The following is a 20,442-nucleotide window of genomic DNA, read 5'->3' on the forward strand; positions in this document are numbered from 1 at the left end:
GCTTTCTGCCCGCTGAGCGGGCAGAAAGCTACCAACGTGGTGAGCGTCAGCCGCAGGTCGGCTCCGGAACTTCGCCGCTGCGCACTTTGTCTACGAAAGACTTCACCTCGGGCAGCGATTCCTCCAGCACACCGCGATGATCGGCGCCGTCGTAGACGCTGTAGTTCAGTGCGGCACCGTTGCCGCACAACGCTTCCGTGATCCGGTCGGTGGCCGCCCGGGAGACGAGGACATCCGCGGTGCCCTGCACGACCAGTGTCGGCACGACCGGCGTGAGTGACTCGAGTTCCTGGGTCGCGTAGTACTCCCCGATACGGCTCATCTCGGCATCCGGCGCGAACAGGTTGTCCACGGGAACCGTGTCGGCCACAGCACGCACATCGTCCATGCATCCGGTGCGGGCGGCGGAGAGCAACGGTCGCGCCGTGTCGGTGAGCATCGCATCGGCCGACAGGCTCGGGTCGGCCGCCTCGGCACCCAGCAGAAGAACCGGCAGGAAACTCAGAGCCTGCTCGATCCCCGGGCCGCCGGACGCGAAGAATCCCGCGACGTCGCTGGTCCTGCTCCCGGGCGCGAGCACCACTGCCGCTTGTAGCTCGAGTTCCGGAGCGCGGTCGAGACCACCGGCCGCCGTGTACAAGGCGGCGTGCCCACCTTGACTGTGCCCCATCACCGTCCACCGACTTCCGACGCCGGCATCGAGTTCGCGTGCCGCACGCACGATGTCGACGACCGAGTTCCGTGCGCTCTCGCCGTTCATGTACGGATGCCCGCCGGGCGTACCGAGCCCTTCGTAATCGGTCTGGACCACGACGTAGCCGTCGGCGACCCAGCGATCGAGCATCGCTCCCGCCCTCGAGACGTAACTGTGCGCAGGTCCGCCGGCCGTATCGGCCGACGGAGCGCACGCGTCACCGACCCCCGTCGTGCCGTGGGCCCAGCTGACAACCGGCCATCCGCCTTCCGGAGCATCGCCTCGCGGGATCGCGACAGTGCCGGACACCAGGACCGGCTGTCCGACGGCGTCCTCGGACACATAGGTGATCAACTCGGTGCGTACCGCGCTGGGGAGCGCCGCAGCGGTGGCCAGCGCCCGGTGGGTGACCAGCGATCCGGGCGAGAGCTCACCTCCTTCCGCGGATTCGCCGTTCGCGCACCCCGCGAGGCCCAGCATCGAGGCGAGCACGAAGGCCACGAGGACGGAACGGGTGGAGGAGTCGTTCATGGAGCTCCCTAAGAAGAACGTATTAATATTTCAGGTGAGCTTCTTAGTACAGTAGGGGGATGGCAGTGTCAACAGGTCGCCTCGCTCTGCTGGACGCCGCGGAGAAACTCGTCGCCCTCAAGGGAATTCACGGGACATCCGCGCGCGAACTCACCAAAGCCGCGGGTCAGCGGAACAACTCCGCGATTACCTACCACTTCGGATCGTGGCACGGGCTGCTCGACGCGGTCTGGACCCGGCACGCGCCGCGGATCAACATCGAACGCGCCACGCTCGTGGAAGTCGCCGAACGCGACGCGCCACCTACACTCGAGCGCCTCGTGTACGCGTACGTCCACCCGATCGCCACAGAGGTCGCTCGTGGGAACCCGAGCTACTGGGCCCGTTTCAACGAGCAGTGGCTCGCTGCCGCACCGCTCGAATTGCTCGCTGTTCCCGGGCCGGACGACGTCGGAGCCGACTACTACCCCAGCGATGAGTCCCTCGACGTGCTGACCGCTCTTCTGACCCGGATCGCGGAAGTGCTCGACCTTCCCGACAGCGCCGCCCGGCGCCGGGTCGGGCTGATGGTGCGCTTCGTCATCGGGTCGTTCGCCACCTGGGAGCGCGCCGAGGACAGCGCAGCTGCACCGGACCTGACGACGTTCGAAACCGAAGTCCTCGACATTGCGTGCGCGATGCTGCGTGTACCTCAGCGGTGAGAGGTGGACGCTCGGCGACCACCAACACTCTTCGATGTCATCGGGTTCCGGCCCGGTACCGTTCCGCCACACGCGCGCGATGCAGCGCCGGTGAGCCGAACAGCGAACGGTTGAGCGTCGCCCGCTTGAGGTACACGTGGATACCGCTCTCCCAGGTGTACCCCATACCGCCGTGCAATTGCATTGCCTTACCGGCAATCTCGACTGCTCCGGCACAGGCATAGGACTTCGCCATCGATGCCGCGACCGACGCGTCCGCGTCCCCGCCCGCGATGCCGCGCACGGCCGCGTCGACGAGCCTGCGCGCGACCGTCACCTGAACGAGCATGTCGGCGCACGCGTGCTTGACGGCCTGGAAGGAACCGATCTTGCGGCCGAACTGTTCCCGCGTGCCGGCGTAGGCGACCGTGGCCTCGAGCATCGCCTCGCTCAGACCCAGGCTGTCGCATGCCACCGCCACCGCGGCCCGGTCGTGAAGGTGCCCGATCGCCTCCCGTGGGTCGCCGCGGAATCGCCACACCGACTCGGAGGGAACACGTAACTCTGCCGCCAGGACGGAACCGAAACTGCGGGTCGCGTCGATCACCGGTTGCTCGGTGACCATCAGCCCGGGAGTTCGCCGATCCACGTCGACGACCACGACCGTCCCGTCGGGTTCCTCGGCGGGCACGAGAATCCGGTCCGCTCCGGGCGCCCCGAGAACGAAGGGTGCCGTGCCGTCGAGAACTGCGCCGCCCGGCACGTACCCGAGACGGAAAGGTACCCGGCCCGTGGGCTCACCTGCTGCGGCGAAAACCGGAACAGAGGTCCCCGCGACGGTGTCGCGGAGCATCCGGTCACGATTCGCGGACGGCTCGAGCAGACCGAGCGCCCCCATCGCCAGTACGGCGACCGCCGGGTATCCGCCGGGAGCGGCGGCACGACCGATCTCGCGGAGGACCACCGCCACTTCCGCGAAAGACGCGTCGGCACCGTCGAACTCCCCCGGCGCCTCGAATCCCAGCCAACCGGAGCCGGCGATCGATTCCCACTCCGGCGCAGTTTCGCTTCCCGATCGCCCGAGAATGTCTCGGGCAACCGCGCGCACGTCGTCGTGGAACTCGGAAAGGTCGGTGAGCGACTCCGTCATCGGTTGCCTCTCGGTTCGTAGGGCAGGCCGAGGCCGCGTTCCCCGATGATGGTGCGCTGGATTTCGCTGGTTCCGCCCGGGATCGTCCATTCCCACGACCCGATGAAATCCAGAACCCACGCACCGGATTCCCACCCGCTCGACGACGGCTTGCGAAGCTGCGTGTGGGCCGAGAGACCGGCGATTTCGGTGCCGAAATCGGTCATGCGCTGGAGCAATTCGCTGTAATAGAGCTTGACGATCGACGCATCGGCCGGGCCGGGCCGATCATCCGCGACGAACTCGGCACACAGCGCTCGCAGTCCGGTGAGTTCGATCTCGAACTGGGCGAGTCGGTCGGCGACCAGAGGATCGTCGAGTGGCGTCGTCCCGAGCGGACCCGGTCGGGCGCACAACTCGACGAGCCACCGGAATCCGCCGTTGCCCAGCCGCTCCGCGAGTTCGAGCATGGTCATCCCGCGTTCGGCCCCGAGAGTCTCCTGTGCGACCCGCCAGCCTTCGTTCTCGGGACCGACGAGGTCGGTCGCCGGCAGTATCACGTCGTCGAGAAAGATCTCACAGAAGTGCGATTCTCCGGTCGCCTGCCGGATGGGCCGTACCTCTATTCCCGGTGTGCGCATATCCATCAGGAAGTACGAAATGCCGCGGCGCTGCGGGGCGCCGGGATCGGTGCGGGCGAGCAGGAGGCACCGATCGGCGTGCATCGCACCGCTCGCCCACAGCTTCTGCCCGTTGACGACGTACGTATCGCCGTCCTTGCGTGCGCTCGTCGTGAGCGCAGCCATATCCGATCCGGCGCCGGGTTCCGAAAACCCCTGGCACCAGATCTCTCCGTCGAGGATCGCGGGCAGGTGGCGCTCCCGCTGCGCGTCGGTGCCCGCCGCCAGCAGCGTCGATGCGGCGTGATGGATCGATACGAAGGGCAGGACCAGACGAGGCGCGTCGTGTGCGGCCAGCTCCTGATACAGCACGACCTGCTGGGCGACCGGCATCCCGCCGCCCCATTCCTTCGGCCAGTGCGGCACAGCGAATCCTGCGCCGCGCAGGGTCCGGAACCACTCCTTCTGGAATCGCACGAACTCGTCGTCCGGCACTCCGGTCTGCGCACGGCGCCAGTCGGGCGGAACGTGGTCGCGACACCAGTCGCGGACCGTGGCCCGGAATTCCGCGAGCGTAGGGGCCGCAGCCTTCATCGCGTCGGCTCCTTCTGTCTCGACGCGTTCTTCCGGAGCGCGGTCAGCCGGTCCCGATGCTCGGCGGACTGCATGGTCGCGACCTCGGCCGCGAAACCGGCCTGCATCGGACCGCCGAGCGCTTGGGACAGGTACATGTTGACCACTCGCTTCGTAGCCCGCAATGCCTGCGCGGGTTGCGCGGCGAGCCGGGCGGCGAGGCGGTGCGCCTCGGGCAACAGATCCTCGGGTGCGGTGACGCGGGTGGCGAGGCCGAGTTCGACCGCCGTGCTCGCCGTGATCTTGTCTCCGGTATAGAGATACTCCCGGGACCGCATGATCGGGGTGAGCAACGGCCAGAAGGCGGCGCCACCGTCCCCCGCGACAAGACCGACTGCCACGTGGGGATCGGCCAGGTATGCCTTCTCCGACATGAGGACGACGTCGCAGAGCACCGCGACGCTGCAGCCGAGGCCGACGGCCGGACCGTTGACCGCGGCGATCACGGGGAGCGGGAAGCGCAACATCTCGTCGATGATCTCGGCGCCCTCGCGGATGCTCTCGTCGCGCCCGACCGGATCGTCGAGGAACGACGTGATCCAGTCCAGGTCACCACCCGCACTGAAGGCGCGGCCGGCTCCGGTGAGGATCACCACCGCGGCATCGGTGTCGGCCGCCAGTTGCCGCCACACGGTCGCCAGTGCCCGGTGCAGAGTCTTGTCGACGGCGTTGAGTTCGTCGGGTCGGTTGATTTCGACGATGCGGATCGGCCCGTCGCAGGTCACGGTCAGCGCGCCCGGGAATTCGTAGTTCATCGCATCGCCTTCTCGTGAGCGTCACCGAACAATCCCGTCAGTCCACGCCGGCCGATCCGGCGGGTCAACGCGTCGAGCGTCCCGGACGGTCCCCACGGGATGCGCCGTATCGGCAAGCTGTACCGCGAGATCCAGGACAGCGTCGTCTCGTCGCAGAACCCGCTCGCGCCGTGCAACTGGTGCGCGACGCGAAACACCGTCTGTGCAGCTTCGACGGCCGCCAGGCGCAGTGCGAGCGCATCGTCGAGCGCTTCGGCGTTGCCGGCCTGGATGCTCCACAGTGTGTATTTCGCGAGTACGTCCAGTCCGGTGCGTTCGACTTCCGCCTCGGTGAGCTGGAACTGCACACCTTGAAGCGTGGCGAGCGGCGCGCCGAATTGTTCACGAAGGAGCACGTGCGAGCGCGTCAACGCCATTGCCCGGTCGAGCATTCCGAGCAGCGTCCAGCACGGCAGGGTCAGTGCGAGCGCGAGGTCGCTCGCACCGTTGTCGTCGACCGGCTGGAGGTCGAGTTGCGCGACGAATGCCGAGGTTCTCGGCGGGGTGCTCGGGGGCCTGGCCACCGCGATACTGCGCCGGCCGTCCAGCGAGACTGCAGCCCACCGTAGATCGAGACATCCGACGGGCGCCTTGGGGTCGGAGTCCGCGACGACGAGCAGTCCGTCGACGTCGAGATCGGCCGGGCGCGCCAACCGTTCCGCAACCGGGTAGGGCACCGCCCAGTAGCCCACGCTGCGGCACAGGGCGGCGGATGCCTCGAGTTCGTCGGCGTTGCCACGCGGATCGAGGTCCCACGCACCCAGCTCACCGAGCAGTGGTGCCACGGTCGTTCGGCGACGGTCGGGGTCGTTTTCGACTGCCAGAGTGAGGTCGTCACCTCCGGCCGCTTCCAGTGCTCGGACCACTTCGCGTCCGTAGTCGGTTGCTTCCGTGCTCAGGTCCGTGTTCATGATGCCGCCAGAAGGGTTCGGGCCAGCAGGATCCGCTGCATCTCGATGCTTCCCGATGCCACGGTGGCTGCTTGTGAATACCGCCAGTGATCTTCGACCGCGCGCCGGAACCACTTGGCGGTGTCGTCGTCGAATCCGTTCGCATCGTCGTCGGGCGGTGTGGCGTAGGCGGCTATCTCGGTGAGCACCTCGGCGCTGTCCTGATCGAGGGTGGTCACGGCGATCCGATATGCCGCCGCGTCGCCCGGTTGCACGTCGCCGCCGCTTTGCAGCGACACCACCCGGTAGGCGAGAAGCCGGGCACGACGGCAATGGGTGAGCATCCTGGCCCAGCGTGCTTTCAGTTCGTCCGGCACATCGTCCCACCGGTCGCCGAGGACCGACGGCGCCGCCTGCAGGAGACGCTCGCATCGGGCGTACCGGGCGATGCCCACCCGTTCGTAGGCGAGCACTTCCTGCACCACTTTCCAGCCCTCGTCCACCGTGCCGAGAACATCGGCGTCGGTGACACGGAGGTTGTCGAAGAACACTTCGTTGAGGTGATGGGGACCGAGCATGGCGCGGATGGGCCGGACCTCGATGGCAGGATCGGACATCGGCACGAGGAACACGGTGAGGCCCTGCTGCTTCCGCGCGCCGGTCGAGGTTCGCGCCAGCAGGAAACACCACTGCGCCATCGTGGCGTAGGAGGTCCAGATCTTCTGGCCTGAGATGAGCCACCCGTCGCCGTCACGGCGCGCAGCGGTCCGCAACGAGGCGAGATCCGATCCGGATCCCGGTTCACTGAACCCTTGGCACCAGATTGCCTCGCCCCGCGCGATGGGCGGCAGATGGGTGCTCTGCTGGTCTGCTGTCCCGTGACGCATTATCGTCGGTCCCACCCAGTTCACGCCCATATACTGTGCGCCCCTGGGCTCGTGGTGCGCCCACATCTCTTCGCGGACCACCGTCTGCTCCCAGATCGACGCTCCACGACCGCCGAATTCCTCGGGCCACGTCATGCACAGCAGGCCACGGTCGGCGAGGAGCCGGCAGAACGCCTGTGCCGCTTCGAGATCGGCAGGGTCGTCCGTGAACGCGCCGAGAAAGTGCGAGGGGACGTGCTCGTGTACCAGCCGGCGCAGCTCACTCCGGAGTTCCGGGGCCGCCCCACCCATCGTGAAGTCCATGCCCGGACATTACGACAATCCTAACAAGGATAGCAATGCTTAAGAGAATTAACCTCGCAATACTTGGTAGAAAAGACGGCCTGTCGCTAGACTGACGTTCCATGTATGGAAGGCGCTTTTCGTGACGACCCCGCGGCGCGGCCGGGTGCCCCAACGCCGCATCGCCGAGACCGTTGCCGCGGAATTGCGCGACCACATCCTGTCCGACGACAACTACCGTTTGCCGACACAGGACCAGCTGGTCAAGGACTTCGGCGTCAGTTACCCCTCGATCCGGGAAGCACTTCGCATCCTGGAAACCGAAGGACTCGTCACCGTACGCCGGGGCAACGTCGGCGGCGCCGAAGTCCATCGCCCCGACGAGTTCTCCGCCGCCTACCACCTCGGACTCTCGCTCCAGGGCGCCCGCGTCACCCTGCGCGACCTCGCGGCCGGCCTGCAGATGCTCGAGCCGATGTGCGCGGCCGAGTGCGCGCGGCGTGAGGATCGACTCGAAGTGGTCGTACCCGTCCTAGAGTCTTCCATCGAGAGTTCCGCGGAGGTCGTCGGAGACGGCGTCGCGTTCACCCAGACAGCGCGCGAATTCCACGATCTCGTCGTCTCCTTCACACCCAATGTGACGATCCGGTACGCCGTGAGCAGTTACGTCGCCCTGTGGTCCGCGCAGGAGGAGGCCTGGGCAGAGGCCCTGACCCGACGCGGCGAGTACCCGGCCGAAGAGGACGCGAACGAAGCCGTGCGCGCCCACCAACGGATACTCGGGGAGATCGCCGCAGGCCGCGCCGACGAGGCGGAACGACTCGCTCGGATCCATCTCGCCGCGACCCAGACTCTCGTGCTCGAACGCTTCGGCGACAGCGTGGTCAATGCGTCGGCCGCATTGGAGCGCAACGCCATTCGCGCCGGTAGGCGTTCGCGAATGTAAGCACTCCCCTACTCCACCGGAATATCCCACCCGGTACGCCACCGAACGGCCGGGCACCGCGTTTCGACGCCGTGCCCGGCCGTTTCGCGTGTGACCGGCCCCCGAGTCGGCATCGGGCCCGACCCCTCCCGGATCTCCGTACCGATCAGACGAGAATGTAGTTCTCGTCGGAGTCCAGGCGCGCACCGACCTATCATTGTAAGGATAACAATACTTGTAACGCTGTTGCGTTCGTGGTTAACTGCGAAACGCAGCCGGGAGTGGCTTAGGTCACTACTTTTTACACGGATTCTTCGCATACGCCTCGCAGTACGGCCACTCTCGCGCCCATAACGGCAGAACCATGTTCTCGTCATACGCAGAACTGCGTTCTCTTACAGGAGGGGACCCACCTTGACGCAAGGGTCGCGCTACACAGGTTCATCGACAAGCCTCGCGGAAGGGTGGAGCCTCGAACGGCTCACCCCTCCCAGCAGGCTGTTCGGCGCGAACGGCATCCGTGCCGGTGCAGACGGCCGCATCTATGTTGCGCAGGTGGCCGGGAGCCAGATCAGCGCCTTCGACCCCGGGACCGCGGAACTCGAAACCATCAGCGCCATGGGCAGCGACATCACCGCGCCCGACGACCTGGCCTTCCACCCGGACGGCGAGCTCTACATCACCGAGTACTACGACGGCCGGGTCAGCGTGCGGGGCAAGGACGGAAGCACCCGCCTGTTGCGCGACGACCTTCCCGGCGCCAACGGCATCACGTTCCACCAGGGCCGGCTGTTCGTCGACGAATGCCGTCCCGACGGTCGCCTGATGGAGATCGACCTCAACGGCGGTGCACCCAAGGTCCTTGCGGAGGGCCTCCAGCTCCCCAACGCCCTCGAAGTCGGGCCGGACGGAAAGCTGTACTACCCGATGCTCGGCACCAACGACATCTGGCGTATCGATCCCGATGGCGGCGAACCGGAACGTGTCGCCGGCGACCTCGGCGTGCCGGTCGCGCTGAAGTTCGATTCCGAGGGTTACATCATCTCTCCCCAGGTCGCGTCGGGACAGGTGCTGCGCATCGACCCCCGCAACGGTGAGAGCACTGTCATCGCCGACATCGGTTCGGGCCTGGACAATCTCACCTTCGTCGGCGACCGCCTGTTCGTGTCGAGCTTCACCGGGCAGATCACCGAGGTGCTCGGGGGCGGCGAGACGAAAACGGCCCTCGCCGACGGGCTGACCTGGCCGTTGGATCTGACGGTGGGCCCAGACGGAACCCTCTTCGTCGCCGACGGAACCTTCCTGCTCGCGCTCGGCTCGGACGGCGAACTGCACACGGCAGGAATGCTCTTCCACCCCGGCTGGCCCGGTTACATCCGCGGCGTCACGGCCGTCGGGGACGGCGACTTCATCGTCGCCGGCGACACTCACGTCTCCCGCTACCGTCCCTCCACCGCCGAGAGCGAGATGCTCTTCGACGGACTCTCCCAGGCCTACGGCGTCGCGGTCTCCGGGAACGGAACCGTGGCGGTCGCGGACCTCGGCACCGGCAAGGTGCACTCCGTCCGGTCCGGGCAGTCGGAAGTGCTGGCCTCGGGACTTCAGGATCCGACGGGCGTGGCATTCACCGCGGGTGGAACGCTTCTCGTCTCCGAAGCCGGGGCGGGTCGCGTCGTCTCCGTCACGAGCGGTGGCGTCGACACGCTCGTCGACGGTCTCGAACGACCGCAGGGAATCCTCGTACGCGACGGAAAGCTCTACATCGTCGACGCCGGGTCGAAGCAGTTGATCAGCGTGGACCTGGACACCAAGGCGCAGCAGATCATCGCCCGGCACCTGCCGGTCGGCGCGCCCGAAGGTGTCACCCCCAAGCCGCTCAAGGGGATCATCCCGTTCGCCGGTCCACAGGGACCGTTCGCCGGTATCGCCGCGGGCCCCGACGGCACTCTGTACATCTCCGCCGACGCCGAGGGCAGCGTCCTCGCTCTCCGCGAAGGGAAGTGAGCGTCCGATGAGCAACGAATTCGTCGATCTCACCGGCCGGATCGTCATCGTGTCCGGAGCGGCAGGCGGTGGCATCGGCACATCGGTGGCGCGAACAGCCGCCCAGGCCGGCGCGACCGTGATCGCGGTGAGCCGCTCGGAGGAGAATCTCACCAAGCACATCGAACCGCTTGCAGCAGAGGGACTATCGGTAATCCCTGTGGCCGCGGACGCGTCCACCGACGAAGGCATCGCGAAGGTCATCGAGCAGGCCCGCCGCACCGACGGCGACCTGTACGGCCTGGTCAACGTCGCCGGTGGTGCCGCACCTGCGACCTGGATGCCGGCCACGCGGGTGACACGCGACGACTGGCGCGCACTGTTCACGCAGAACCTCGAAACGATGTTCTTCATGAGCCAGGCGGTGGCCGCCGAACTGAAGTCGCAGTCGCTGCCCGGCTCGATCGTCTCCATCTCGTCGATCAGCGGCATGAACACCGCACCGTTCCACATCGGATACGGCACCGCCAAGGCCGCACTCGTCGCCGCGACGCGCACCATGGCCGTCGAACTGGCCACCGACAACATCCGCGTCAACGCCGTCGCGCCCGGAGTCACCCAGACCCCCGCCTCGGGCACCTATGTCGACGAGGATCCCGAGCGGGACCGTCGTGCGATCGCCATGGGTCGCCGCGGAAAGCCCGAGGAGCAGGCGGGAGCGATTCTCTTCCTGCTGTCCGACCTGTCGAGCTACGTCACGGGGCAGACGATCCTCGTGGACGGCGGACTGAACCTGAAGTGGACCCACATGGGCGCCGACCACACCTCGCTGTTCCTCAAGGACGACACCTTCCGCGCCGCCATCACCCGCTGACACAGCACGGTTTCAGAGGAGATCCCATGACCGACACCGTCGACAACATCGAAGACACCGCCACCGCGACCACCGACCCGCTTTCGACCCCGCTCACGATCGGCGTGGAGGCATACACCTCCCGCGAATACGCACGCGCCGAGGGCGACAAGCTCTGGGCGAAGGTGTGGCAACAGGTCGGCCGCGTCGAGGAACTCGCCAAGGTCGGGGACTTCCTCACCTACGAGGTTCTCGACGACTCGATCATCGTCGTGCGTACTTCCCCCGAGACGATCCGCGCGTACCACAATGTCTGTTCGCACCGGGGCCGCCGGCTCGTCGACACCCCTGCCGGTGCCCGCGAAGCACACGGGTGCGCGAAGCAGTTCGTGTGCGGTTTCCACGGATGGCGCTACGACCTGGATGGCAACAACACCTTTGCGCCGGAACGGGACGACTGGCGGGAAAGCCTGACGGCGGAGCGTTCCCGCCTCGTGGACGTCAAGGTCGACACCTGGGGTGGCTGGATCTGGATCAACATGGACCCCGAGGCCGAGCCCCTGCGGGAGTACCTCGAGCCCGCGGCTTCCCTGCTCGACCACTTCCAGCTCGAGAACATGCGGTACCGCTGGCGCAAGTGGCTGGTCTTCGATTGCAACTGGAAGGTCGCGCTCGAAGCCTTCATGGAGACCTACCACGTGCCGTACACCCATCCGGAGTTCATGAACTTCGGCAACTTCCTGGGGTGGTCGCGAGCACAGGGCAAGCACAGCAACATCGGTTACGACGCGCCGAAGGGCATGGAGGAGAACCAGGCGAAACTCCGGGTCGGAAATGGCCCGGACGCGCGCAAGGCCACCATCCAGCTGCAGAACTTCACGTGGGAGAACGCGAACACCAACACCACCCGGACTCTGGTCGACGCCGCACAGCGGCTGATCGACGAGCTGCCCGAAGGCACGCCTCCCGATCAGGTGCTGCGCCACTGGCTCGATTCGGCCCGCCGCGACGACGAGGCACGCGGCGTGGTGTGGCCGACCGTTCCGCCCGAAGTGGTCGCCCAGAGCGGTACCGCGTGGCAGATCTTCCCGAACTTCCAGATCGGGCATGCCCTCAACAACATGCTCTGCTACAGCGCCCGTCTCTACGGCGACGACCCCGACAAGTGCATCTTCGAAGCCGCTGTGTACGAACTCTTCCCCGCCGGTGAGGAGCCGAAGACGGAATGGGAGTACACCCCCGCGGACGACCCGGGCTGGCGCACGGTGCTTCCCCAGGACTTCCACAACATGGCCGCTGTTCAAAAGGGCATGAAGACCCGCGGGTTCTCCGGCCCCAAGCCGAATCCGTACCGCGAACGCAGCGTCGTCAATCTCCATCACAATCTCGCCACCTACATGGGTACGGGCGCTCCGCGCGACCTCGCCTGACCCGACTCCCCCCTAGCCCGAGGATCTCCGCATGAAGAACTGCGCCCCCACCCAGACACCCGACGTCGACATCCCCGCCCTCAGAGAGAAGTACCTCGCCGAGCGCGACAAGCGACTTCGCCCCGAGGGCCAGAAACAGTACCTCGAAGCCGACAACGAGTTCGCGGAGTTCTACGAGGGCGATCCCCACATGCCGGTCGTGCCACGGCAACCGATCACCGACGACATCGAGGTGGTCGTCCTCGGCGGTGGGTTCTGCGGTCTCATCGCGGCACATCGTCTTCAGCAGGCCGGCGTCACCGACTTCCGCATCGTCGAACTGGGCGGCGACTTCGGTGGCGTCTGGTACTGGAATCGCTACCCCGGCATCCAGATCGACTCGGATGCCTATTGCTATCTCCCCCTGCTCGAGGAAACCGGTTACATGCCGAAGGAGAAGTACTCGAAGGGGGACGAATGCTTCGAACACGCCCAGCGCATCGGTAAGCACTTCGGTCTGTACGACAACGCGATCTTCCATACGCTGATCCGCTCCCTGGAGTGGGACGACGAGATCGATCGCTGGCAGATCCGCACGAACCGGGGCGACGAGATCCGTGCTCGCTTCGTCGTCATGGCACAAGGTCCCTACAACCGCCCGAAGCTTCCGGGCATCCCCGGGATCACCGACTTCAAGGGCCACACGTTCCACACCGCCCGCTGGGATTACGACTACACCGGTGGCGACCTGCACGGCGGGCTCGACAAGCTTGCCGACAAGAAGATCGCCATCATCGGCACCGGGTCGAGCGGCGTCCAGGCGATCCCGCATCTGGCGCGCGGTGCGAAGCACCTGACCGTGTTCCAGCGGACCCCGTCCTACATCTTCGAGCGGGCCAACTACCCGACCGACCCCGAATGGGTGGAGAGCCTCGAACCGGGCTGGCGCGCGGCGCGGCAGCGCAACTTCCACAATGCTGCCTTCGCGTTCTACAACCCGGGCGAGCCCGACCTGATCTGCGACGGGTGGACCGAGGTCGCCCGCAACATGGCGGCCAAGCTCAACGAGACCAACGGCTGGGCCGCGCTGGCGGATCCGGCGAAGTTCATGGAACTGAAGGAGATCGAGGACTACCGGGCGATGGAGCGCCTCCGTCGCCGGGTGGACGAGATCGTCGAAGACCCCGAGACAGCCGAGAAACTGAAGCCGTACTACCGCAACATGTGCAAGCGGCCGGTCTTCAACGACGAGTACCTTCCGACGTTCAACCGCCCGAACGTCACCCTCGTCGACGTGTCGGAAACCAAGGGTGTCGAACGGATCACCGAGAAGGGCATCGTCCTCGACGGTGTCGAGCACGAGTTCGACTGCATCGTCTTCGCGAGCGGATTCGAGATCACCACCGCGCTCGAGCGCCAGTTCGATATCGCGCCGTTCGCGGGCCGCGACGGCACTTCCCTCTACGACCACTGGGGTAAGGGTTTCCGCACGCTGCACGGCATCATGGCGCACGGGTTCCCGAACCACTTCGCGACCGGGTTCGTCCAGGGCGGTGTCACCGCGTCGACCACCCTCATGTTCGAGCAGCAGGCCGACCACATCGCCTACATCATCAAGGAAGCGCAGACCCGCGGCGCCACCGTCGTCGAGCCCACAGCCGAGGCGGAGGAGGACTGGATTCAGACCGTCCGGACGTACTCGGTGGACAACAGCACCTTCACGACGGAGTGCACTCCCGGCTACTACAACAGCGAGGGTGAGCCGAACGGCCGTTCGTTCCTCGGCGATCCCTTCTGGGGTGGCTTCTACGAACTCACCGAACTCCTCGAAAACTGGCGTAGCACAGGAACACTGGAGGGCCTGGTGCTCGAGAAGTGACACGCACATCTTACCCCCGCATCGCGACGGCGCGAGGAGTGTCCGATGTCTGACCTGCGGTTCGACGGCCGCGTCGCCGTGATCACCGGCGCCGGCCGCGGGCTGGGGCGCGACTATGCGCTCCTGCTCGCATCCCTGGGTGCCAAGGTCGTCGTCGACGACCCGGGCGCCGCCATCAGCGGAGAGGACGTGGACTCCGGTCCGGCCGAAGAAGTGGTCCGGGAGATCCGGGCGGCCGGCGGCGAGGCCGTCGCCTGCACCGAGTCCGTCGCGACCGCCGAAGGTGGCCGGGCGATCGTCCAGGCCGCGCTGGACAACTACGGACGCATCGACATCCTCGTCCACAACGCGGGCAACAATCGCTACGCGTCGCTGTCGGAGATGTCGTACGAGGACTTCGACGCGGTTCTCGACGTTCACCTGCGCGGGGCGTTCCACGTCGTCCGTCCGGCCTTCCCGCTCATGTGTGACGCCGGATACGGGCGGATCGTGCTGACCTCGTCCATCGGGGGCATCTACGGCAACGCGAACGTCGCCAACTACGCGGCGTCGAAAGCCGGGATGATCGGGCTGTCCAACGTGGCCGCGATCGAAGGCGCTGCGCACGGCGTGAAGTCCAACGTCATCATTCCGGCAGCTCTGACGAGGCTGGCCGACGGGCTCGACACCTCGTCGTACCCCCCGATGGGACCGGAACTCGCCGCACCGGTCGTCGGGTGGCTCGCCCACGAGTCCTGCTCGGTCACCGGCGAAATGTTCGCCGCGATCGCCGGACGGGTGGCGAAGGTGTTCGTCGCCGAAACCCCCGGCGTGTACCGGCCGTCCTGGTCGATCGACGAGGTCGCGGACAACATCGACGCCATCCGGAACACGGATGATCCGTGGATTCTGCCGGCCGTCTCCGGTCACGTCGACCACATCACCAAAAGCTTTGCGATAGCCATGGAGGGCAGTACGCATGTCGGTTAAGGTTTACGAGCGCATTTTGGATCTCTTCGAAGCCGAGGGCATCAACACCCTGTTCGGCATTCCCGATCCGAACTTCGTTCATCTCTTCCATCTCGCGGAGGAGCGCGGCTGGAACGTCGTTGCGCCCCACCACGAAGAGTCCGCCGGCTTCATGGCCGAAGCCGTCTCCCGTATGACGGGCAAGGCCGCGTTGTGCATCGGCACGCTCGGGCCGGGACTGGCGAACCTCGCCGGCGCCATCATGTGCGCCAAGGTCGAGAACTCCCCCGTCATCTTCCTGGGCGGGCAGCGGGCGCGGATCACCGAGCAGCGTGTCCGGCGCGGACGCATCCAGTTCGTGCAGCAGATGGCACTGGTCGAGAACTCCGTGAAGTACAGCGCGAGCATCGAATACGCCGAGCAGACGGACGAGATCATCCGCGAGGGTCTGCGCAAAGCACTCTCCGGCACCCCCGGTCCCGTGTACATCGAGTACCCGCAGCACGTCATCCAGGAAGAACTCGACGTTCCTCCGGTCCTCCCGCCCGAGGCCTACCGCCTCGTCGGGCAGACCGCCGGCGCGGACCTCGTCGCCAAGGCTGCCGAATTGATCGGTGCTGCACAGCAACCCGTTCTCCTCGTCGGTCACGGTGTCCACACCTCACGCGCGGGCGCGTCGGTGAAGGCACTCGCAGACCTGATGGCCTGCCCGGTGATCCAGACCTCCGGCGGCACCTCCTACATCGAGGGACTCGAGGACCGGACCTTCCCGTACGGCTTCTCTGCCGCCGCGATCGACGCGGTCGTCAAGTCCGACCTGTGCCTGGCCATCGGCACCGAACTCGGTGAGCCGGTGCACTTCGGTCGCGGACGGCACTGGGTCGCGAACGAGGCGAACCGTCACTGGATCCTCGTCGAACAGGACCCCTCGGCCATCGGAGTGAACCGTCCGATCGATGTTCCGCTGGTCGGCGACCTGCGAGCGATCGTGCCCCAGCTCGTCGACGCGCTGAAGGACACCCCGCGCACCCCGTCGCCTGAACTCGAGGGCTGGATCAAGCAGGACGCCGATCAGCTGGCGGAGCTCGCGGAGACCGCGCCGTCCGGCATGTCCCCCGTGCACCCGGCCCGCCTGATCGTCGAGGCCACCAAGGCGTTCCCGGAAGACGGCATCATGGTCCGTGACGGCGGCGCCACCACCATCTTCGGCTGGACGTACTCACAGGCGAAGCCGCACGACGTGATGTGGAACCAGAACTTCGGCCATCTCGGCACCGGTCTCCCCTACGCCGTGGGTGCGGGGGTCGCCGCCGGAGGCAAGCGGCCGATGATGCTCATCACCGGCGACTCGTCGTTCCAGTTCCACATCGCCGAACTGGAAACGGCTGCGCGCCTCGGTCTCCCGCTGGTCTGCGTCGTCGCGGTCGACTACGCATGGGGCCTGGAAGTCGGTGTCTACAAGCGCACCTACGGTCAGGGATCGCTCGAAACCGGCGTCCATTGGAGCAAGGACACCCGCTTCGACAAGGTCGCCGAAGGGTTCGGATGCTACGGCGAGTACGTCGAGCGCGACGAAGACATCGCGCCCGCGATCAAACGCGCCTACGCCAGCGGCAAGCCGGGCGTCATCCACGTCGCCGTCGACCCCAAGGCCAACTCGGAGGAAATGCCCAGCTACGACGAGTTCCGTACCTGGTACGCCGAAGGTCAGCAGTGACAGCGCCTTTCCGGAGTCCGGCAGTGACATCCGGGTCGAACAACACGAGAGAATCGGGCAAACATGCGTGAGTACCGGAAGTTCTATATCGACGGGCAGTGGACCGATCCTGCGCAGTCGGAGACCTTCGAGGTCGTCAACCCGGCCACCGAGGAGGTAGCGGGGATCGTGGCGCTCGGCTCCGCCGCGGACGTCGACAAAGCGGTCGGAGCCGCCCGGCGCGCCTTTCCCGGTTGGTCCGGGACGAGCCGCGAGCAGCGACTGGGCGTGCTCCGCAACATCCTCGACCTCTACCAGCAGCGGATGGGCGATCTCGCGTCCGCACTGACCGAGGAGATGGGCGCTCCGAAGGCGCTGGCGGGTGGCTTCCAGGTGAACCTGGGACTCGGGCACCTGACCACCGCGATCGACGTACTCGAGCACTTCACGTTCGAGGAACAGCGTGGCGGCACCCTCATCGCGAAAGAGCCCATCGGCGTCTGCGGCCTGATCACGCCGTGGAACTGGCCGCTCAACCAGATCGCGGTGAAGGTGTTCCCCGCCTTGGCCACCGGCTGCACCATGGTGCTCAAGCCGTCGGAGCAGTCGCCCTTCAGCGCACAGGTCTTCGCGGAGATCCTGCACGAAGCGGGTGTCCCCGCGGGCGTGTTCAACCTGGTCCAGGGTGACGGCGCCGGCGTCGGCCGGGCCATCTCCGGCCATCCCGATATCGACATGGTGTCCTTCACCGGTTCGACGCGCGCCGGAGCCGACATCGCCGCCGCCGCGGCGGTCGGCGTCAAGCGCGTGACGCAGGAACTCGGCGGCAAGGGCCCGAACGTCATTCTCGACGACGCCGACTTCGCCGCGAATGTCGGAGCGGGCGTCGCCACCATGATGGTCAACTCGGGCCAGACCTGCAGCGCCGGGTCGCGCATGCTCGTTCCCGGCGAACGCATGGCAGAGGCCATCGACATCGCGGCGCAGACGCTGTCGCAGATCACCGTGGGCGACCCCGAGGGCGATTTCTCGATCGGGCCGGTGGTGTCCAAGGCGCAGTTCGACAAGATCCAGTCGCTGATCCAGAAGGGCATCGACGAGGGCGCGACTCTCGTCGGCGGCGGTGTCGGGCGCCCGGACGGACTGGCCGTCGGGTACTACGTGCAGCCCACCGTGTTCGCGGACGTCAAGAACGACATGACGATCGCACGCGAAGAGATCTTCGGGCCGGTCCTCACGATCCTCGGCTACGACAGCATCGATCACGCCGTCGACATCGCCAACGACACCGAGTACGGTCTCGCCGCATTCGTGGCCGGTGCGGACCTCGAGCAGGCCCGCAGTGTCGCGCGTCGAATCCGCGCAGGCAACATCACCATCAACGGCGCATTCGACTTCGGCGCCCCGTTCGGCGGTTACAAGAAGAGCGGGAACGGGCGCGAGTGGGGCGAATTCGGCTTTCACGACTACCTGGAGATCAAGGCCGTGATCGGCTACGCGGCCGAGGACGGCGCGGAGTGAGCGAAGACCCCGACCTCGGCATGCTTCTCGCACACCATCGAGTCCGTGCGTGCGTCGTCGGGCTCGCGCGCGGCGAGGACCGCCGGGACGGTGAGTCCGTCCGCGCCGCCTTCTGGCCGGACGCGACCGTGGATTTCGGCATCTTCGCGGGGTCGTTCGACGAGTACTTCGCATGGGTCGTCCCGGGCTCGCCCGCCGTTCTGGTGACACAGCATCTGCTCGGTCAGACCCACATCGAGCCGGCAGGTGATGCGTTGCTCGCCGAAACGCATGTCGTCGCCTACCACCGCGTCGACACGGGGACCGAGGAAAGAGACACCGTCCTCGGCGGCCGCTACCTCGATCGATTCGAGCAGCGCGACGGGCAGTGGCGGATCGCGGAACGCACGATGCTCTACGACTGGTTCCGCGACGACGGCGTCTCGGTCGACTGGTCGCAGGGCGTCATGGGCACGCCGTTCAGCGACGACCGGTTCACAGGCAAGGCCGCCGGAGATCACAGCGAAGCGTTCTTCGCCGCCGGCGACCTCGCCACACGCAAGTAACCCGCTACAGCGGTAAGGAGTTCGAATGGGTGCGTTGTCGGGCAAGGTCGCTGTGGTCACCGGCGCCAGCCGCGGTATCGGCAAGGGGATCGCGCTGGCACTGGCGGAACAGGGCGCCACTGTCTATGCCAGTGGCCGCACGAATACGCCCGGCACGCACCCACTCCCGGGCACCATCGGGGAAACCGCGTCCGAGTGTGATCACCGTGGCGGCCGGGGCGTCGCCGTCCAGGTGGACCACGCGGACGACGATCAGGTTGCCTCCCTCTTCGAGCGTGTCGGCAACGAACAGGGCCGCCTCGACATCCTCGTCAACAATGCGTTCTCGCTTCCCGACGATCTGACGGACCCTGATCCCTTCTGGGAGAAGCCGTTGTCGAACTGGGAGATGGTGGATGTAGGGGTGCGGTCGAACTTCGTCGCCGCCCGGCACGCCGCGAAACTGATGGTTCCGCAAAGATCCGGGCTCATCGTGGCGGTGTCCGGCTATACCGGCGTGGCCTACACCTACGGCGTCGTCTTCGGGACGGCCAAGTCCGCGGTGGACCGCATGGCGCGCGACATGGCGGTCGAACTACAACCCCACGACGTGGCCTCGGTCTCGCTCTGGCAGGGCCTGACCTTCACCGAACGCGCGGAACGCAATCTCGCCGCCATCCCCGGGTTGACGGCGGGGTCGGCGACCCGCCCGGAAAACGGTTGCTCACCGGAGTTTCCGGGCCGGGTGATCGGGGCTCTTGCGAACGATCCGGACGTGATGACCCGATCCGGCGGCACCTTCATCACTGCCGAACTCGCGCAGCATTACGGCATCGTCGATATCGACGGGAGAACGATTCCGTCTCTCCGGGCGACGCGCGGTGAACCCCTCTGGTCGCCGATCGCCGACGCCCACACCTCCTCCCCCCGAATGCAACGGAGCGCACCATGACCACGCCGGTGACAGGACTTTCCCCGGACAGGATCGCCAGACTCGAGTCGATCCTCGATCGCCAGGACATTCTCGATACGCTCACGCGGTTCAGCCGGGCGATGGATCGCTTCGACCGCGATCTCTTCCTCTCGGCCTTCCACCCCGACGCGATCATCGCCGCGGGAAGCTTCGTCGGCGGACCGGTGGACCTGTACGACTGGTCCACCGACATGCACGCCCGGGGCCAGAAGGCCACCCACCACAATCTGCTCAATCACACGTGCGATATCGACGGCGACACCGCACACACCGAGACCTATTACCTGTTCGCCGCCCGGAACCTCGACGACAGCAACTGGGTTGCCGGCGGACGGTACATCGACCGGCTGGAACGCCGCGACGGCCAGTGGCGTATCGCTCTGCGCACCAACATGATCGAGTGGTCGGGAATGGTTCCGTCGATGGAGATCCCGTTCGCCGACGTGCCCGGTATCCACGACAACGGCGCACCTTCCCGGAGTACGAGCGACCCGTCGTACACCCGCCCGCTGACCAACGTCCGGGAGCCGAACGTCCCGGGCTGACAGCAGGACCCGAATCTGCCGACGGCACCTGCCCGCGAACCCATGA

The 20,442-nt window shown here is 66.6% G+C and carries 18 protein-coding genes; 12 read left to right on the forward strand and 6 right to left on the reverse strand.

The genetic code is table 11. The annotated features are described in order from the left end of the window. Positions 1-46: 46 nt before the first annotated feature. A complete protein-coding gene (locus ACFWBU_RS06715; protein WP_378527846.1) occupies positions 47-1,225 on the reverse strand; it encodes an alpha/beta hydrolase family protein in 1,179 nt (392 codons plus the stop codon). Positions 1,226-1,284: 59 nt separating this feature from the next. Here ACFWBU_RS06715 and ACFWBU_RS06720 point away from each other — a divergent pair, with 59 nt between their 5' ends. Further along, on the forward strand, positions 1,285-1,926 hold the full coding sequence (locus ACFWBU_RS06720; RefSeq protein ID WP_378527847.1) for a TetR/AcrR family transcriptional regulator: 642 nt from the start codon (positions 1,285-1,287) through the stop codon (positions 1,924-1,926). Positions 1,927-1,963: 37 nt separating this feature from the next. On the opposite strand, the gene ACFWBU_RS06725 is transcribed toward ACFWBU_RS06720, so the two are convergent. Genes ACFWBU_RS06725 through ACFWBU_RS06745 form a run of 5 tightly spaced genes read right to left on the reverse strand, consistent with a single transcriptional unit; the run spans position 1,964 to position 7,161 of the window. After that, entirely contained in the window at positions 1,964-3,055 is a 1,092-nt protein-coding gene (locus tag ACFWBU_RS06725; protein WP_378527848.1) for an acyl-CoA dehydrogenase family protein, read from the reverse strand. Beyond that, positions 3,052-4,248, reverse strand: coding sequence for an acyl-CoA dehydrogenase family protein (locus ACFWBU_RS06730; protein ID WP_378527849.1), 1,197 nt, complete (start codon positions 4,246-4,248; stop codon positions 3,052-3,054). The genes ACFWBU_RS06725 and ACFWBU_RS06730 overlap by 4 nt, the downstream gene beginning before the upstream one ends. Then, positions 4,245-5,042, reverse strand: a complete 798-nt coding sequence (locus ACFWBU_RS06735) for an enoyl-CoA hydratase/isomerase family protein (RefSeq protein ID WP_296550853.1) — start codon at positions 5,040-5,042, stop codon at positions 4,245-4,247. Before ACFWBU_RS06735 ends, ACFWBU_RS06730 begins: the two co-directional genes overlap by 4 nt. Continuing rightward, on the reverse strand, positions 5,039-5,992 hold the full coding sequence (locus ACFWBU_RS06740) for an acyl-CoA dehydrogenase family protein (protein ID WP_296550852.1): 954 nt from the start codon (positions 5,990-5,992) through the stop codon (positions 5,039-5,041). The genes ACFWBU_RS06735 and ACFWBU_RS06740 overlap by 4 nt, the downstream gene beginning before the upstream one ends. Continuing rightward, positions 5,989-7,161, reverse strand: coding sequence for an acyl-CoA dehydrogenase family protein (locus tag ACFWBU_RS06745; protein ID WP_296550851.1), 1,173 nt, complete (start codon positions 7,159-7,161; stop codon positions 5,989-5,991). Before ACFWBU_RS06745 ends, ACFWBU_RS06740 begins: the two co-directional genes overlap by 4 nt. A gap of 121 nt (positions 7,162-7,282) precedes the next feature. On the opposite strand from ACFWBU_RS06745, the gene ACFWBU_RS06750 reads away from it, so the two are divergent. From ACFWBU_RS06750 to ACFWBU_RS06800, 11 genes are all read left to right on the forward strand, one after another. Next, positions 7,283-8,086 carry a FadR/GntR family transcriptional regulator gene (locus tag ACFWBU_RS06750; protein WP_378527851.1) on the forward strand — a complete coding sequence of 268 codons (804 nt, stop codon included), beginning with the start codon at positions 7,283-7,285 and terminating at the stop codon, positions 8,084-8,086. A 393-nt stretch (positions 8,087-8,479) separates the two neighbouring features. Beyond that, positions 8,480-10,069, forward strand: coding sequence for an SMP-30/gluconolactonase/LRE family protein (locus tag ACFWBU_RS06755; protein WP_378527852.1), 1,590 nt, complete (start codon positions 8,480-8,482; stop codon positions 10,067-10,069). A gap of 7 nt (positions 10,070-10,076) precedes the next feature. Continuing rightward, positions 10,077-10,922, forward strand: a complete 846-nt coding sequence (locus tag ACFWBU_RS06760) for an SDR family NAD(P)-dependent oxidoreductase (RefSeq protein ID WP_169620565.1) — start codon at positions 10,077-10,079, stop codon at positions 10,920-10,922. Between the two features lie 26 nt (positions 10,923-10,948). Beyond that, positions 10,949-12,331: an SRPBCC family protein gene (locus ACFWBU_RS06765; protein WP_378527853.1), complete on the forward strand. Its 1,383-nt coding sequence runs from the start codon at positions 10,949-10,951 to the stop codon at positions 12,329-12,331. Positions 12,332-12,362: 31 nt separating this feature from the next. After that, a complete protein-coding gene (locus ACFWBU_RS06770) occupies positions 12,363-14,189 on the forward strand; it encodes a flavin-containing monooxygenase (protein ID WP_378527854.1) in 1,827 nt (608 codons plus the stop codon). Positions 14,190-14,234: 45 nt separating this feature from the next. Then, a complete protein-coding gene (locus tag ACFWBU_RS06775) occupies positions 14,235-15,158 on the forward strand; it encodes an SDR family NAD(P)-dependent oxidoreductase (RefSeq protein WP_378527855.1) in 924 nt (307 codons plus the stop codon). Further along, positions 15,148-16,854: a thiamine pyrophosphate-binding protein gene (locus ACFWBU_RS06780; protein ID WP_072698602.1), complete on the forward strand. Its 1,707-nt coding sequence runs from the start codon at positions 15,148-15,150 to the stop codon at positions 16,852-16,854. The genes ACFWBU_RS06775 and ACFWBU_RS06780 overlap by 11 nt, the downstream gene beginning before the upstream one ends. Before the next feature lie 63 nt (positions 16,855-16,917). Further along, a complete protein-coding gene (locus ACFWBU_RS06785) occupies positions 16,918-18,354 on the forward strand; it encodes an aldehyde dehydrogenase family protein (RefSeq protein ID WP_072698603.1) in 1,437 nt (478 codons plus the stop codon). Then, positions 18,351-18,899 carry a nuclear transport factor 2 family protein gene (locus ACFWBU_RS06790; protein ID WP_378527856.1) on the forward strand — a complete coding sequence of 183 codons (549 nt, stop codon included), beginning with the start codon at positions 18,351-18,353 and terminating at the stop codon, positions 18,897-18,899. The genes ACFWBU_RS06785 and ACFWBU_RS06790 overlap by 4 nt, the downstream gene beginning before the upstream one ends. A gap of 25 nt (positions 18,900-18,924) precedes the next feature. Then, positions 18,925-19,830 (forward strand): SDR family NAD(P)-dependent oxidoreductase, encoded by a 906-nt coding sequence (locus ACFWBU_RS06795; protein WP_378527857.1) that lies wholly within the window; start codon positions 18,925-18,927, stop codon positions 19,828-19,830. After that, positions 19,827-20,396, forward strand: coding sequence for a nuclear transport factor 2 family protein (locus ACFWBU_RS06800; protein WP_378527858.1), 570 nt, complete (start codon positions 19,827-19,829; stop codon positions 20,394-20,396). The genes ACFWBU_RS06795 and ACFWBU_RS06800 overlap by 4 nt, the downstream gene beginning before the upstream one ends. The last annotated feature ends 46 nt before the right edge of the window (positions 20,397-20,442 follow it).

It is taken from the genome of Rhodococcus sp. NPDC060084 (genome assembly GCF_042730335.1).
Classification (GTDB): domain Bacteria; phylum Actinomycetota; class Actinomycetes; order Mycobacteriales; family Mycobacteriaceae; genus Rhodococcus.

Excerpts from the sequence above, each read along its gene's own strand:
- ACFWBU_RS06715 (WP_378527846.1), bottom strand. The coding sequence starts at position 1,225 with ATGAACGACTCCTCCACCCGTTCCGTCCTCGTGGCCTTCGTGCTCGCC.
- ACFWBU_RS06720 (WP_378527847.1), top strand. The coding sequence starts at position 1,285 with ATGGCAGTGTCAACAGGTCGCCTCGCTCTGCTGGACGCCGCGGAGAAA.
- ACFWBU_RS06725 (WP_378527848.1), bottom strand. The coding sequence starts at position 3,055 with ATGACGGAGTCGCTCACCGACCTTTCCGAGTTCCACGACGACGTGCGC.
- ACFWBU_RS06730 (WP_378527849.1), bottom strand. The coding sequence starts at position 4,248 with ATGAAGGCTGCGGCCCCTACGCTCGCGGAATTCCGGGCCACGGTCCGC.
- ACFWBU_RS06735 (WP_296550853.1), bottom strand. The coding sequence starts at position 5,042 with ATGAACTACGAATTCCCGGGCGCGCTGACCGTGACCTGCGACGGGCCG.
- ACFWBU_RS06740 (WP_296550852.1), bottom strand. The coding sequence starts at position 5,992 with ATGAACACGGACCTGAGCACGGAAGCAACCGACTACGGACGCGAAGTG.
- ACFWBU_RS06745 (WP_296550851.1), bottom strand. The coding sequence starts at position 7,161 with ATGGACTTCACGATGGGTGGGGCGGCCCCGGAACTCCGGAGTGAGCTG.
- ACFWBU_RS06760 (WP_169620565.1), top strand. The coding sequence starts at position 10,077 with ATGAGCAACGAATTCGTCGATCTCACCGGCCGGATCGTCATCGTGTCC.
- ACFWBU_RS06765 (WP_378527853.1), top strand. The coding sequence starts at position 10,949 with ATGACCGACACCGTCGACAACATCGAAGACACCGCCACCGCGACCACC.
- ACFWBU_RS06770 (WP_378527854.1), top strand. The coding sequence starts at position 12,363 with ATGAAGAACTGCGCCCCCACCCAGACACCCGACGTCGACATCCCCGCC.
- ACFWBU_RS06775 (WP_378527855.1), top strand. The coding sequence starts at position 14,235 with ATGTCTGACCTGCGGTTCGACGGCCGCGTCGCCGTGATCACCGGCGCC.
- ACFWBU_RS06780 (WP_072698602.1), top strand. The coding sequence starts at position 15,148 with ATGTCGGTTAAGGTTTACGAGCGCATTTTGGATCTCTTCGAAGCCGAG.
- ACFWBU_RS06785 (WP_072698603.1), top strand. The coding sequence starts at position 16,918 with ATGCGTGAGTACCGGAAGTTCTATATCGACGGGCAGTGGACCGATCCT.
- ACFWBU_RS06795 (WP_378527857.1), top strand. The coding sequence starts at position 18,925 with ATGGGTGCGTTGTCGGGCAAGGTCGCTGTGGTCACCGGCGCCAGCCGC.
- ACFWBU_RS06800 (WP_378527858.1), top strand. The coding sequence starts at position 19,827 with ATGACCACGCCGGTGACAGGACTTTCCCCGGACAGGATCGCCAGACTC.